The organism is Paenarthrobacter sp. NPDC091669 (assembly GCF_044756725.1).
Taxonomy (GTDB): Bacteria; Actinomycetota; Actinomycetes; order Actinomycetales; family Micrococcaceae; genus Arthrobacter; species Arthrobacter bambusae_C.
Window position 1 is genome coordinate 238,503 of record NZ_JBIVTK010000003.1, and the last position, 15,249, is coordinate 253,751.

General features: G+C 59.7%; 8 protein-coding genes. 4 read left to right on the plus strand and 4 right to left on the minus strand.

Annotated features, from left to right (window positions below):
- The first annotated feature begins 53 nt into the window (after positions 1–53).
- Both ACIQLI_RS06450 and ACIQLI_RS06455 read left to right on the plus strand, forming a co-directional pair.
- On the plus strand, positions 54–1,019 hold the full coding sequence (locus ACIQLI_RS06450) for a zinc-binding dehydrogenase (protein WP_400386290.1): 966 nt from the start codon (positions 54–56) through the stop codon (positions 1,017–1,019).
- A 223-nt stretch (positions 1,020–1,242) separates the two neighbouring features.
- Complete coding sequence (locus ACIQLI_RS06455) at positions 1,243–2,397, plus strand: serine hydrolase domain-containing protein (RefSeq protein ID WP_400386293.1); 1,155 nt, start codon at positions 1,243–1,245, stop codon at positions 2,395–2,397.
- 1,245 nt (positions 2,398–3,642) lie between these two features.
- Here ACIQLI_RS06455 and ACIQLI_RS06460 read toward each other — a convergent pair.
- The 4 genes from ACIQLI_RS06460 to ACIQLI_RS06475 all read right to left on the minus strand — a co-directional run bounded on the left by ACIQLI_RS06460 (position 3,643) and on the right by ACIQLI_RS06475 (position 10,167).
- Positions 3,643–4,989: a family 43 glycosylhydrolase gene (locus tag ACIQLI_RS06460; RefSeq protein WP_400386296.1), complete on the minus strand. Its 1,347-nt coding sequence runs from the start codon at positions 4,987–4,989 to the stop codon at positions 3,643–3,645.
- A 120-nt stretch (positions 4,990–5,109) separates the two neighbouring features.
- Positions 5,110–7,518, minus strand: a complete 2,409-nt coding sequence (locus ACIQLI_RS06465; RefSeq protein ID WP_400386299.1) for a family 78 glycoside hydrolase catalytic domain — start codon at positions 7,516–7,518, stop codon at positions 5,110–5,112.
- A 312-nt stretch (positions 7,519–7,830) separates the two neighbouring features.
- Positions 7,831–9,291 carry a CocE/NonD family hydrolase gene (locus ACIQLI_RS06470; RefSeq protein WP_400386302.1) on the minus strand — a complete coding sequence of 487 codons (1,461 nt, stop codon included), beginning with the start codon at positions 9,289–9,291 and terminating at the stop codon, positions 7,831–7,833.
- A 123-nt stretch (positions 9,292–9,414) separates the two neighbouring features.
- Positions 9,415–10,167, minus strand: a complete 753-nt coding sequence (locus tag ACIQLI_RS06475) for an SDR family NAD(P)-dependent oxidoreductase (RefSeq protein ID WP_400386305.1) — start codon at positions 10,165–10,167, stop codon at positions 9,415–9,417.
- Positions 10,168–11,002: 835 nt separating this feature from the next.
- Here ACIQLI_RS06475 and ACIQLI_RS06480 point away from each other — a divergent pair.
- Positions 11,003–11,341 carry a hypothetical protein gene (locus ACIQLI_RS06480; RefSeq protein WP_400386308.1) on the plus strand — a complete coding sequence of 113 codons (339 nt, stop codon included), beginning with the start codon at positions 11,003–11,005 and terminating at the stop codon, positions 11,339–11,341.
- Positions 11,338–14,904: a MobF family relaxase gene (gene mobF / locus ACIQLI_RS06485; protein WP_400386311.1), complete on the plus strand. Its 3,567-nt coding sequence runs from the start codon at positions 11,338–11,340 to the stop codon at positions 14,902–14,904. The genes ACIQLI_RS06480 and mobF overlap by 4 nt, the downstream gene beginning before the upstream one ends.
- The last annotated feature ends 345 nt before the right edge of the window (positions 14,905–15,249 follow it).

Here is a 15,249-nt window from a genome sequence, read left to right on the forward strand (position 1 = left end):
CCACAGTGAGAGCCTTCGTACTGAACGGACCCAAGGACGCCGAAGTTCAAGACGTGCCCCCTCCCACAGCAAACGTTGGGCAGGCAATCATCGACGTCGAACGCGTGGGAGTCTGCGGAACAGACGTTGAATTCTTCACCGGAGAAATGCAATACCTTAACGAGGGCCACGCACGCTTTCCGATACGGCTGGGCCACGAATGGAGTGGAACAGTCTCCGCGGTGGGCGAAGGCGTAGACGAGCACTGGCTTGGCCGCAGGGTTACTGGAGACACTATGCTAGGTTGCGGCATATGCCGCCGCTGCCGCAAGGGCAATCAACATGTCTGTGAACACCGATATGAACTGGGGATCCGCGGCGGGTTCCACGGGGCACTTGCCGAGCAGCTCGCAGTGCCTGTGACGTCCCTCCACGAGCTTCCGGACACCGTTGACGAAGTTCTCGGCGCTTTGGTAGAGCCCGGAGGCAACGCACTGCGCTCCGTCCGGGGAGCCGCCTTGCAGCCAGGGGATCGTGTCCTCATCCTTGGGCCGGGAACCATCGGCCTACTGGCCGGACTCTTCGCCAAGGCCCAGGGCGCTGAAGTGCATTTGATGGGACGCTCCCCCCGGTCCTTGGAATTCGCCAAAACTCTGGGACTTGACGGTGTCTGGGCCTCAGCCGACCTCCCCGACCTGCCTTTCGATGCGGTGATCGATGCTTCCAATGCTCCCGCGCTGCCGGCAAAAGCGCTGGGACTGGTCGAACCCGGAAAGCGCATCGTTTATGTTGGCCTTGCCGGCAGCCCCAGCATGATAGACACCCGGACCTTGGCCCTCAAAGACGTCACCGCTGTGGGCATCCTTAGTGCGTCGCCAGGACTCGCCGGAACCATCGAACTCTACGCCTCCGGTGCGGTCGATCCGAGGCCGCTTGTCGCTAACACGGTGGGGCTCGACGGCGTAGCCGGCATCCTCTCCGGGGAACGACCTGACGGTTCCGGGGCGGGCCCGAAAATGCATGTAGACCCTCGACTCTAATTTCTGATCTGCTGCGCCACCTTGAAGAGGACGTAGGTCCTTGGCGGACACCTTTTCCGATAGTGAACGCCAGAAGTTGCTCGGCTACGGAAATTCGACGCATTACAGAATGGCAGCGTAGAGGTAGCGCCCGTCGTGGGACTACAAATTAACACCGGCTCGATTGTTTTCGAGCCTTCCTTCAACATAAGTACGCCAACAAGTTGCCGTGGGAGGTATCTTCATGAAAGCACTATTTGCGGAAGAGCAAATGGATACCCGGTTCGCCGCTGTTGGCCGGAGGTTCGAGCAATACCTCGAAAGCGATGGTTACAGTGGCCAACTGGCGGTTTGGTGGCGTGGCAAGCCTGTCGTGGACATAGCGGGGGGACCGGAACTAACACCAGACTCAGTCACGGGAGTCTTTTCGGTATCGAAAGGCGTTGCCGCGTTAGTCATTGCCACACTCATTGACGACGGGCGTCTGGAACTCGATGCGCCGGTTGCACGCTATTGGCCAGAATTTTCAGTAGCGGGAAAATCCGCTATCACCGTCCGTCAGCTACTGTCGCACCAGGCAGGATTGCCTGGAATCGAAGGGAAGTTCGAAGTCGATCTTCTTCTTGAGTCTGGAACTGGGGCCGCAGCCCTCGCCCAACAGGCCCCTCTCTGGGTACCAGGTCAGGCATTCGGCTACCATGCTTTGACTATCGGGATCCTCATGGAGGAGCTGGTCAGGCGAGTAACAGGTGCGACTCTGCAAGAAGTGTATGAACTCGAGATACGGGCACCGCGCGGGGCAGACTTCTATCTTGGTCTGCCAGAAAGTTCGGACGACAGGTACGTGCCTGTGGGTGAAGCAAGACTTACACCCGAACAGCTGCGTGAAGTGGCAGACCTGGGGAAAGCTCCGGCCGATGGAATATCCGCCCTTGCTTTAGGATCGTTCGGAAGTGGTTCCGAGAGCACAGCGGGCGCCGTGGGGGCAAACAACGCCAGAATGCGCCGGATCGGTGCCTCTGCAGTCGGTGGCGTGGGATCTGCACGGGGCCTCGCACGCCTCTTCTCGGATGCACTGCCAGGAGCTAGCAACCCTATCGCGCGGCCCGAAACGTTCGCGCTCATGTCACAACTTCACTCCTGGGGACTGGACAGAGTCCTTCACATACAGAATGCCTTCGGGGTCATCTTCATGCTGCCCCATCCGCGCATGCCATATGCGGGACACCGTGCGTTTGGACATGATGGAGCGGGGGGTGCACTCGCATTTGCTGACCCTGAATCGGAGATGTCGTTTGGCTACATTCCAGCGCCCATGCAGTACCCCGGCGGTGCAGACCGCAGGGCGATAGAACTTGCCCGTCTGGCGCGGGACTGCGCGATGGGATATAGCAGTTAGGCCATGTCTGACCATGCGTGTATCCAAAGCGATTGCGCCGTGACGAGGCCACACCTTGCTTCCTTTGGCAGAACCGCCGTCGCTCACATTGCGGTTCTCGTCATCGTAAGCGTCGAGCGAAACCGGCCTGCGACCGCGTGAGTCGCGGCGTTTGCGATGCCGCTCCTGCTCTCTGGGCTCTGGAATGACGGGCCTTGATGCTGCGCTCGCGGAGGTGTTGTCGGATCGTGCGGGTCGATTCTGCAAATGGAGTCCGCACCCGGGGCAAGGGCGACGTAAGGTTCGTGATGGCCGGCCGTAGCACACGGGCAACGTCCGTCCCTAGACGAGTCGGGTGAGCGCCGTGATCGTGAAGTCGCGTCTGCGAGACCACGGAACGAGATTCCGTCGGCCGTCTCCACATCGAACATCAGGACCAAGCGTGGGCTGCCATCGCCCCTGACATCTCTAGGTCGAGGAGAACGCCGAGGGCTCGCGCTCCCGCACGCAGTTCCGAATTGTGCTTTTGTGCATCACTGCTCGGGAGCGGAGCGAGGCGACGCCCGGGAAATCCGGCCCAACTCCGAGCGTATCCCAACTCAGGTTGGGCCTGAGCTGCACCCAGTTCAATCTCGCCTAGTACTTTTGAGATCAGCGCGTTTTACGTAACGGCCATACCCTTCCGATTGCACAGGGAATACCGCGCTCCAGAAATACCAGTCGGTGACCAAGGAGCGGACGGTGAGTTCAAACGAACTAGCTGTTCAGCATTGAGGGCTGGTTACACACAGGGCCTCAATACAGTTGGATAGACCTATCTGTAGGCGTCCAATCAGCAAGACCTACCGGCCCAGGTGAACGTGGGGCCGCAACTCAAGTGTTGTTCGAACAGCGTTTGTCCAAGAGACTTAGGGGGCTGCCTGGAATTCCGGAAGAGCTGAGCTCGGCAGATCACCTCACGAATTCGACATGGGGACATGCTTGTCGATCGCGACTTCAAGACGAGCTTTCCCCGTTGGCAAGTCCTGGGTCTGGGAGTCCAAACACCCTGAGTCTCCTATATCGCCGAGACCGTCCATACGCGTGACGGCAGGAACCTCGCAATGGCCAGCCCCTTTCCATGCGGTGTTAGTGCGATCCTGTGCGTGCCATTACGATTGTCAGCCTGCGGCCCAGGAACTAGGATCAGCCTGTCAAAGGCCCTTATCTAGGATGAGATTCTGACATTAAGCAGGTTAGGGTAGGGTTCCACCCTATAGTGTGCGTCTACTCGCCCAGTTCCCAGCCCCAGATTGATAAGCCGGTGGAACGCCGAGCCCTCAGCCTGAGTTCTTCTTCATGCGAAGCAACGACGCGGGGGAAGAAACCGCGATAGGACTGCCTCCCACCGCTGGCCTGCAAGCTGCACAGGTGAGTCTCACCTAAAAATACGTCGATTTCGCCGTCCCCTTCGAGCTCGAGATTGATGGACGAGAATCCTTCAATTGAACGAACAAACCGAAATGCCGCCTCATCACCATCGAAAAGGCCCGTGAGAAACTCGTCGCCATTCCGGTCAACGTCGATGCGCGCTCCCCCGCTAACTGCACAAGCGCGGAAGGCTTCGACGAACTCTCCAGCAGAGAATGGCTCCCCTACCCCCTGTGACGTCATGGGAACTTCCGGGATGCTCCCGTCCTCGAGCACCTGAAGGGGTTCGAGGCAAAGACGACGATGGAAGCGCCCACCTCGAGAACTGCGATGGTAGAAGACGTACCATCGGTCATTGAAGCATTGGATCGATCCGTGGTTGTTCCATGACTCGGGGTCACAGTCAGCATTGTCGATGATAATGCCTTTGTATTGGAAGGGACCGAGGGGAGAGACAGACGTAGCGTAGCCGAGCGCGGTGGGCCGACCACGGGATGCGTCTGAGAACACTAGGTAGTACAGAGCGCCTATTTTGCGCATAGAGGGCCCCTCGTGAAACCCATGCTCGGCCTCGGTAACTAAATCCTCAACAACTTCCTGGGGATCGAATGACATCATATCGTCCTCAATCTGCACACCACGCGCACTAATCTGGCCCCAGTAGAAGTAGACCTTGTTGTCGTCGTCGATGAAAATCGCGGGATCGATGCCGCGGGCAGGTAGTTGCTTAGGATCGACGAACGGTCCCTCAGGACGGTCTGAAGTCGCGACCCCTTCGCTGCCATCGGCCATGCAGAAGTAGAGGTAGTAGAGCCCGTGGCGCTCTACAGCGTCAGGAGCGTACAACAAGGGGGAACCCGCAAGTTCAGAGGGCACGTCCGCATCTTCTCCCCCGGCTGAAGCAAGCACTGTACTTTTAGGCACGGTCGCGCCATATCCGGCCGGGTCAGGAAACCACGGTACCTGCTGTCCCCGGAAAGCCACCTCATGAACCCTCCATTCGCAAAAGTCAGATGTAGAGACCACGTGGTACAGGTCGGAGCAGTACCAGTTGTCCATTGTGTCGTAGCTGCCGTATACATAAAGCCGACCGTCCGGCATGACATGAGCCTCACCATCAGGTACGTGATGGGAAATTGGCAGCACGGGGTTGCGCGCGGCACCAGGTATGCCAGCTGTACGTTCTTGTGGGTGTTGCCTCATGGTCTGTAGTCCTTCCGGTTGTTCCGGGTTTGCCTAAGGGTAGGGCTGTAACGATTTGAGATGCCCAGGGCAGGTGCAGCGTGAACATGACTGGTAAATGCTCAATAGGCTGCCGCGACCTTAGCCGGTGAAGACGTGCTTACCCGGTCCCGCAACATGTTCGAGCCCGTCAGGCATAGTTACTAAGGCTTCAGTGCCGGGAGGAACGACCACCCAAAGGCGTAACTGGTCCTCGGCAAGTCTCCACTCACACTCGATAAGACCGTGGGGACTGTCGTGGCGAGCCTTTGCCCACTTGAGGTTACCGCCAGGCTGGGGACGGACGTGGAAGCGCCGCCAGGCAACTTCACCGTCGAGCGGCGACAGGCCAGCTACATGCCGATGCAGGAATGAGACCACTGCTCCCTTGGAGTAGTGATTGAGTGATGCGTTCACTGCGCCGTCTGCCGTGACACCGTTCCAATTCTCCCAAATCGTATTAGCCCCGCGGTCGATCATTGCCAGCCAAGAAGGCTCTGTGTCCTGCAGAAGCAGGGAGTAGGCGAGGTCCAGATGACCAGCTTCGGCCAGCACCGGAAGCAGAAAAGGCGTCGCCAGGAAGCCAGTTGCCAAATGAGTTTCTGACTCCTGAACAAGTTCCACGAGTCGCTGGGCCGTTCTCTCGCGGAGCACGGCGGGCACCAAGTCAAATGCAAGAGCCCGGACGTGATTGGCTTGGGTATCAGGTGTAAGGGAGCCGTCAGGTCCGATGTACTCCCGTTGCCAAGCCTCCCGCGCGCCCGATTCCAGACCGCGGTAATACTCTGACTCCGCGCTCTTACCCAGGACCTCTGCAATGCGGCTCGCGAGACCCGCACTGTGAGTATAGTAGGCGGTGGCCAGATGCCCTTGGTCCCGTTCGGCATGCTCGTCAAGATCAACTATCTCGCGCCCCGGTTCAAGCCATTCGCCCCAGTGGGAACTGGCGTCCCACAAGAAACGTTCATGGGGCAGCGGGGACGGACGGCGCAGGGCACGGTCAGGGTGACGCTTGGTCAGAGCGATGTGCTCGATACGGCCCAACCAGGCGACAATCATCGGCCAGGATTCTTCAAGCACCGCACGGTCACCGTATGCACAATACAACGCCCATGGCACGATCACACAGGCATCACCCCATCCTGCTGACCCAGAGAAAACCCTGGCGGGGCTCTTCTCTGCGTCGTACGGTGCCATGGGGCTGAAATGATGGACGGTTCCATCGCGAGTCTGATCGGCGGCGACGTCCCTCAGCCACTTTTTAGAGAATCCTGCTACGTCGTAAAGGAATGCACCAGTGGAAACGAAAAGCTGCCAGTCGCCAGTCCAACCAGCGCGCTCCCGATGGGGGCAATCCGTCGGTATGTCGCACGAGTTATCGCGTAAGCTCCACACCGTTGCTTCGTGTAGTTTGTTCAGACGGTCGTCGCTGCATTCAAACCAACCTGTTCGCTGCATGTCGGTGTGGACCACCACGCCGGTTACGTCGTCCGGGGTGAGATCGTCAGGATGCCCCTCAACCCTGACGTACTGGAAGCCGTGCGTAGTTCGTCTCGGTTCGAAAACGTCTCCAGGGCATCCTGCCGAAATAACCGTGTCTACCTGCCCGGCGGCCCTGAGCTCGGGATAGTCCGGAGCGAGGTTCTGTGTCAAGACGTCCCCTTCCCTGTCCAGCCATTCCCCGTGAACGAGGCGGATTGTGGCGCCTTCAGGACCTAGTCTGGATAAGCGGATCCAGCCGTTGATGTTTTGTCCTAGATCGACGATCTGACGGTCTTTATCGAGGCGAGTGACCGAGATGGGACGCATCTCCTGCACGCGTCGAACTGCAGGAGCAGGGGACTCTACCAATCTGCTCACATCGATATCCCCAATGACCACTTCATGCCAGCGTGAGTCATCGAAGGAAGGCTCCGCCCACCCGCGCGGAAATCTGCGCAGGTCCCATCGTTCTCCTGCGATCAGGTCGGCCGCAACGACGTGGCCGATCGTGCTGCGCCACCCCTCACCAGTTCCGATCACCGTTGAGGTGCCATCACGATGCTCCACGACCAGTTGCGCCAGAAGACTGACGTCAGTGCCCCACTGATCATGCGCGCGAAAGTACCCAATCTGGCCCCGGTACCAACCGTCAGCCAAGATAAATCCGATCGAGTTGCGTCCCAGCCGCACAGACGCTGTGACGTCAAACGTTTGTACTTGCAGACGTTCGCGGTACTGGGTGAATCCCGGGGTCAACTCGTCATCACCTATGCGCGCAGAATTAATAAAGCCCTCGTAGAGCCCACGCGCGGTGGCATGAATGCGCGCAGATTGAACCTCTCGATCGATAGTAAATTCAGAACGGATGAGTTGGGCGGGACGCTCCCCCGGTAACGCTGGGATCAATTCGGGCGGAGTTATCCAATGTGCCTTCCAATCCTGAGCCCGCAGTAGTCCAGCTTCGAATCGTCCCATCTCGGACCAGTCACTGGCGCCTGCATCCGTCCACACCATGACCTGCCAGTCCACCCGCTCCCCGGATTGTAGGGCAGGGCCACCGTAAGCAACGAAGAGGTGCTCAGGTGATTGGACCAGGCCCGAATCCCAGCCTCTAGTCGTTCGGACTCGGTATGCTTTTTGTGTGATGGCTCCGGACGGTAGTGCCCAAGAAAGAAGCGGGCGCGTATGGAGAAGTCCCAATGGTTTCTCGAGGTGGTTGACGCGGAGCCGGCGCGGTGAAGCTGTCGTCGGCTTGGGGCCGGGGTGGAATAAAATATTAGTCACAAGGGTGGTCCTTCAGGCAGTGAAACAGAACTCCGAGCCTGCATAAGTGCCTGCGATTCAGGACTTGATAGCATCGGAGTGCAGGGTAACAGCGAACGGGAGGTGCACCGAGCTTCCGGGGAGGATCCGGAGTTCGCCCTCGTTCGGCATGAGCCCGCCGACCGGAGTCGAGTCGAAGCCGACTACGAGCTGCGAACCCTCGGCGAGCTCGAAGCACGTGGGAAGTAGCTCTATCGCCACCTTGAAATCCGTATGGAACGGAACCGGGCTGGGGTCCTTGTGAGTCAGGACAACCCGTTTGAGTCGGCCACGTTCGTCAAAAATTGAACGCTCGGTATCGATTGCTCGCTGAGAGAGGCGCAGGCGCCCTTCGGTAAGCTGTCGGGTTGGGCTGTCCTTCTCTGCAACGCTGAGTCGGATGTAGAGGTCGGCGTCCGCCCAGCCGTCGACGCGCAGCGAGAGCTCCGCCACCGGGCAGCCCCGGACGACACCATGCCCGGGGGTGTCGATGACAACCCGCTGCCGTTCCGCCCACAGATGAAGCCCTGAGCCCCCCGCTAGATCCTCATCGGTCGTGGGAGATGCTGGTGGCTGGATCAGGGGATCGCCATTGCAAACAACAATTTCCTCAGGAAGTGGCGCGCTGACAACCTCGGAGGTCTCATCTGGGTCGTAGTCAATCCACTCCTCGCGACCGAGGATCCACCAGCGCATTTGCGAGTCACTAACACCTGTCAGCTGAGCGCGACCTGTCCAGTGGTCGAGCCAAGCAATGAGTTCCTGCGGGGCGGATGCGCCGTGACCCCAAGGCCCCATGAGTAGCTTCTTCGGGGTTCGGACGGACTCGAATGCGCGCAGAGTCGCTCCGCGAAAGAAATCATGGAGGCCTCCGATCAGGAACACCGGAACCCGGATATCGTGGATGAACTCCTCAGGCGACCTCTCCCGAAAGAGGGGCCCATCCTCTACTGCCAGCATCGCGGCGTTATAGAACGCAAGCGCTGGTCCCTGTGATCGACTGGGCTGGTTAGGACGGGCAAGAAAGGTATCCGCAGCCCAGTTCTGGTGGCTGGGTATACCGCCACGATGTGTCCAATCACGGTAAAAGTCGATAGGGGCAACGGCCGGAGCGATGCACCTAAGGGCTTGCGGCTGCCGAGCCGCCACCAAAAACTGGTTGGCCCCAAGGTAGGAGGGCCCGACGAGAGCCACTTGACCGTCGCAAAATTCTTGCTCGGCGAGCCAGTCAATCACCTCGACGGCATCGTCGATCTCCCGGGGTGACAGGGGGCCCAGAAATTCACCACCAGAGCAGCCGGTACCCCTAACGTCCATGGCGACGAACACATAACCGGCGGAGAGGAGCGCTGGGATGAACGAATCCGCATCTGGCGTCGCCGTGTAGGGGGTCATGGAAAGAGCGACGGGCGCCGGCCGGCCGTGCCCTGGGCGGTAAATGTAGAGTGCAAGTTCGGTTCCGTCGTTAGCGCTGAACCTGGCAATTGTCGGCGTTGACATTCTTCTTGGGCTCCAAGTCTGAGAATTCAAATCAGGGTTAGACGCGGATGTTGCGTCTTTGTTTATGAGTGGCCTATCACTGATAGAGACAGCTGGCACCGAGGAACAGGTAACGCGGGCGTTTCAGCGCACCTGGGGACGGAGCCGCAAGGCCTGCATCCCGCCATCAACTGCCAAGTCAAAACCCGCGGTGGACCCGGAACGGGGGCTGGCCAAATAGATAATCGCATCGGCCACCTCGTCCGGGGTGACAAGCCGGCCGTGCGGCTGGCGGTCTTCAAGGGCCGCCCGCTCTGCCGCCGGGTTGTCTGCTGCGGCGAGAAGGCGGCCGATCCATGGCGTGTCGGCCGTGCCAGGGTTTACGCAGTTGACACGGATGCCCTCATGCAGATGGTCAGCGGCCATGGCGCGAGTCAGTGAGAGTACCGCACCTTTTGAGGCGGTGTAGAGCGCCCGCTTAGGAAGTCCAGCCGTGGCCACCAACGAGGACGTGTTAACAATGGCTGCCGCCGGCGATTCGCGAAGGTACGGCAAGCAAGCCCGGCTTACTCGCACGAGTCCGAGCACATTCACGTCGAACACCCTATGCCACTCATCATCCGTATTGCTGCCCACATGCCCTTGCGCACCAATGCCCGCGTTGTTCACAACAATGTCTATTCGGCCAAAACGCTGAACCACTGCATCCACTGCCGCGCAGACAGAATCATCATTAGACACGTCCGCCAGGACACTAAATACGCCGGGGTCCTCGGAAGGCGCAAGGTCCATCACCGCAACGTTCGCGCCGCTTTCCTGCAGCTTCCTCGCCACAGCGGCGCCGATGCCCGAGGCTCCGCCTGTTACTATCGCAGCAAGCCCATCAAAGTCACCCATCGAGGTTCCCTCCTTTGTCGTGGAGCATCGAAATGTAGTCTCCGCGTCTTCCCGGCGTGTAAAAACACGCGCTCCATGTTGATAGATGAAACATCATACCGAAAGATGGAAAACTGCATCCGCCCACAGCTTTCCACAAAATGGATCGTCTGTCTATTATTTTGAACATCAGCGGTGTCAGAGCATGCCTGACGCACCGGGCGCTGGGCTAACCGGGCTCAGTTGCGGCCCTCGCGCGCGGCTTCGGAGATTCCGCGAACGGGTTCACGGAAGCACCACACGACAGGCTTGAGCCGTGCGGGGTTTTTCACGCCCGTGAAGCACGGTCTGGTGGGAAATCACGTGGTCCTTTTCCCTGATGGCTGAAGAGCCTCCTGCCGGAAGTCCAGTCGAAGCGGGAAGAGCGCGAATGGACGCATAAGCCATAGCGGTCGGTATTTGCTTCCTCCCTAACATGGTTACCTAGGCAGCATCCACTGCCGAACGGCCGGATGCGGCATCACTGGCAAGGATCAACGACGGGCCTATCAGACAAAGCGGCAATCGACGCCACCAGTGCGCCAGGTCTTGGCCCCGCCCAGACCCGCTACCTAGCACACCCAAGCATGGGTGAATCCTTAACCCCGTTCGGAGGACAAACTTCCTTCGAATCCCTGTGCAGCGGAGCGCCTCTCGCGCAACCCAAAGTAGAGAAGCACACCCCAATCTCCGTAGATCAGCCGCGCCAGTTTCAAAACTAGTAGCCCTCAAGCTAAAGGCCCTCACACCTCTGGCATCCAAGGGCGAGTCCGCTGCGAAATCATGCGGGTGGTGCGGGCAGAACTCATGAACTGACGTGAACAAGCACAGCTCCGGACAGCAAACGCGTAGCGACACTGAAAATGACGCCAACCCCACAGACCGACTCCTGACAGAGCTGCGATCGCAGTCATCCGAACTCGAACGACTCCACGCCATCTACGAAGAGCTGGAAACCAGAAACGGCCTACTCCACAACGAAGTCCTGCGGCTGAAGCGCGCCCAGCGAACGAACGTCCAAGACCTCGCCCGCGTGGCAGCTGTCTTGCTCCAAATTTCGCGGGCAAAAGGCATCGCCCTCGACCCAGTGACGCTCGACATCCTCCGGCGGCGAGGCTGGCTTCCCACCAGGCCCCGCACGGGAGCACGCCCATGACCATGTCCATCGCCAGGCTCTCCGTACGTTCAGGGCTCGAATACCTCTTCAAGTCCACAATGCTGGACGATTTCTCCCCTGCTCCTCCAGACACCATCAGCTACTACATGAAGACAGGAACACCCCAAGGTCGTTGGTTGGGCAACGGTCTTCAAGGAATCGCCAGGGAAGCCGGAGACAAAGTCACTGAAACCGACGCCCGTTCCATTTTCCAAGATGCAACCCATCCCGAAAGTAAGGAACCGCTAGGGAGGCCACATGGGCAGCCGTCGATCAGCCAAGAGCCCAGCGATCAAAAAGCGGTTAAGCACGCCGTCGCAGGCTTCGACCTCACGTTCAGCGTCCCGAAATCCGTCTCCACGCTGTGGGCACTCAGCCCACGACATCTTCAAGAACAAATCCTGCAGATCCACCACGAAGCCATCGACGCAACGCTTGCTTGGATCGAAGATCAGGTCATCAACACCAGATCCGGGCGGAACGGAGTTGCACACGTCGGCACTAGAGGCGTGATCGCCGCAGCATTCGACCATTGGGAATCCCGCGCCGGAGACCCTCAGCTTCACACCCACCTTGTCATCGCGAACAGAGTCCAGCGCGTCACGGACGGCGCGTGGGTCACCTTGGACTCCCGCTCCCTATACAAAGCCGTCGTCGCCGCCAGCGAACACTACAACGGGCTCCTCTTTGATGCCTTGCACTCGAGCCTCGGCACAAAAACCGATATCCGAGCCCCAGCGCAAAACACTCATAATCCAAGCCAGCAACTCACCGGCATCGCTGAAGCCCTTGTCCGCGAATTCTCCAACCGTTCAAGGCTCATCGACATCGAAACCGATCGCCTGGTCAAACAGTGGACCACGGACCACGGAGCTCGCCCGACAGCGACAACCATCGTGAGATTGCGCCAACAAGCCACCCTCTCGACTCGAACTCCCAAGAACGCTTCGCCGTCGCCACTACGGACGTTGTCCGCACATTGGCGGGACAGAGCAAGGGCCAAGGGTTTTGATCCCGAATCCGTCGTAGATTCCACCATTCGCCGCTCCCACTCGCGTCCGTTTCGCATTGGCGACTTCGCCCCAGACTGGGTTACCGCCGTCGGTCTCGTAACCCGACAACGGGTGGCGACCAAGCGCTCAACCTGGAACCGCTGGAACCTGATCGCCGAAGGTGAGCGTGTGTGCGCTGAGATCCGCTGCGCCTCCCCCGCCGACCGTAACGCGATGATCGATGCCGTGGCCACCGCGGCAGAACGTCAATCCGTGCCACTCAACGAGTACCGGTACGGCATCCCCGCGGATGCGGCTGATGATCTGCGATTCGCCGGGCGCAGTGTCTTCGATTTTCACGGGTCGCGCCTCTACACGGATGAGTCGACGCTCGCCTTTGAGGACGAAGTCCTGGCCGCGAAGAACGACGACGGCGGCCCGGCTGTTCCAGTCGATGTCACCTTCCAGACGCTCACCTCATACAGAAACGGCGAAGGGTCACCCCTGCACGATGATCAGCTGACAGCAGCATCGGAGGTCCTGCTGAGCTCCAGCAGGCTCGACGCCATCGTCGGACCGGCCGGGACCGGGAAGACTACAACCCTTGGCGCGGTCAAAGCAGTATGGGAGGCATCGTATGGGCTGGGCAGCGTTGTTGGCCTGGCACCGGCTGCTGCGAGCGCGGAGGTTCTGGGCTCGGAGCTGCGAATGGTTACTGAGAACGTTGCTAAGTGGCTGCATGAATCCGTGGGGTCTGGTGCGGCGGAGCGAGCAGGGCGATTCTTCCGAACAGACGATCGACTCCGCACGGCCGCCACGTCCAGCGGCCCCATCGTTATTCGCCTTCAGCAAGAGGTCGCTCGTCTGGCCGCCGAGCAGAACCAATGGCTGTTCCGGCCAAACCAGCTGGTAATAGTGGATGAAGCTTCCATGGTCTCAACATTCCAGCTCGCAGCACTGGTCCGCCAAGCCAACGAAACCGGTGCCAAGATCCTCCTCGTAGGAGATCCGGCCCAGCTCGATTCCATCGATGCCGGCGGTGTGCTCGGTTGGCTTGATCGGCAAGGAAAGGCAGCCCGGTTGAGAACGATTTGGCGTTTCAGGGATCCGTGGGAACGGTCAGCCTCCCTCGGGCTGCGGGAGGGTCGTCCGTCGGTGCTCGCAGAGTATGAGGACCATGGTCGCATCAAGCACGGCCACTACTCGGACATGGTCGACCATGCCTACTCCGCGTGGCACTCGGATATCCTGGCTGGCCAAGTCTCGGTCTTGATAGCTCCTGATAACGAGACCGTCCAAATGCTCAATGAACGGGCTCAGGCCGACCGGGTAAGTCTGGGCGATGTGGATGTGGAACTTACCGCAGCCCTTCGGGACGGGCTGCGGGCCGGTCGTGGCGACATCGTTATTGCCCGTCGGAACGACAGATCCATTCGCGACGAGCGAGGTGAGTTCCTTCGCAATGGGGCATTGCTCCAAGTCACGGGAGTCGATAGGCGTCACGGTGCTCTAAACTCAATACGGAAGGACACCGGAGCTGCCCTATCCTTGCCGGGCAGTTACGTGGAATCATCCCTAGAGCTCGGCTACGCCACCACAGCCCATCGCAGTCAAGGCCTCACTGTCGACAACGGCCACACCGTCGTCACCCCTGGGCGCCTCACGCGGGAACTGCTGTATGTCAGCATGACCCGGGGCCGGCACTCCAACACTGCCTACGTCAGCGAGAACGACCCGGACGAGGACGAGATCCTGGACCCGAGTGCCCGTTCGAGCTGGCGGGTGATCCTTGGCGAGGTCCTTGCTGCTGAAGGCGCGGAACGAACGGCTCACGAGGTACGGGACTTCGAACGGCAGCACGCCGACAGCCTCGAGCGTATGTGCCGCGAATACGATTACCTGGCTCAAATCGCTTCCGGTCTTGAACTCGCCAGGGATATCGACGGTCTTATGCCCGGCTTCTCTGAGGAGATGCGCGAATCTCCTGCTTGGGGCGCCGCCGTCGCTGCGTGGCGACGTGCCAACAACATCAGTCGCCTAGGAGCCCATCGGGCCTTGAACGAGACACTGGGCTCACAAGCCACTGCGCGGGACCTGACCGCCGTTATCCACGCCCGGCTTCGCAGGTTCTGCTCGGCGATGCCCCCATCGCCCATCGATCCGTTGACTGAGCAGCTGCTGATGGACCGCCCAGACCTCGCAGCGTTGCTGGACCAAGTACGAAGGCGGATTGGGAACCGTGCGGAGCACGTCGCCAACGCGGTTCTACTCGATGACCCTGAATGGGCCACACTATTGCGAAAAGACATCGAGGCGGGTGCAGATCCGTTCGAGTCGGCCGCAATGCTTCGTGATGTGGCCGTGTACCGGGATCGGTGGGGCGTCCATAGCGCGGCACTCGCCCTTGGTGCGACTCCCGCGGACTGGGAATGGGAACAGCGAGCGCAGTGGGACCACCTACGGCAAGAAATCACCCAAGCTGCCACACCAAAGCAAGCGCTAGCAGATGTCGGCAACTCGTATGAGTTCGACTCCCCAATAAGCCTGACAAGCGCGGGATGGCAGCTTTAAACTGGAAGCTGGAGCAAGTATGCAGATGAACCCAGTCCTCAAGCCGAGAGTAGCCACACCCGCTCTTATCGTTGCGAGCGCAGTGACGTTGGTGCTTGCTGTGATCCTGACAGTTCTCAGCTTCACGATTTCCGGCACGGCTTGGTTGCTGGTCGCCCTCACGACTCTATGTGTAGTTGTCCTGCTCTTTTGGGCCCAACGTCTCCGCGGTCAACGGCAGTGGCAGGCCGAAACCGCAGCACAATGGAAGCGGATCGAAAGCTTGAAGGCGGCTGGCGGGACCACAACCGAGATCACAGTTCTGACCGTTGACTCTCTGCAGCCGACCGGCTCCTGGATTACCAT

What these genes read in the sequence shown, in the direction of transcription:
- mobF (WP_400386311.1), top strand. Translation starts at nt 11,338, where the DNA reads ATGACCATGTCCATCGCCAGGCTCTCCGTACGTTCAGGGCTCGAATAC.
- ACIQLI_RS06455 (WP_400386293.1), top strand. Translation starts at nt 1,243, where the DNA reads ATGAAAGCACTATTTGCGGAAGAGCAAATGGATACCCGGTTCGCCGCT.
- ACIQLI_RS06460 (WP_400386296.1), bottom strand. Translation starts at nt 4,989, where the DNA reads ATGAGGCAACACCCACAAGAACGTACAGCTGGCATACCTGGTGCCGCG.
- ACIQLI_RS06475 (WP_400386305.1), bottom strand. Translation starts at nt 10,167, where the DNA reads ATGGGTGACTTTGATGGGCTTGCTGCGATAGTAACAGGCGGAGCCTCG.
- ACIQLI_RS06470 (WP_400386302.1), bottom strand. Translation starts at nt 9,291, where the DNA reads ATGTCAACGCCGACAATTGCCAGGTTCAGCGCTAACGACGGAACCGAA.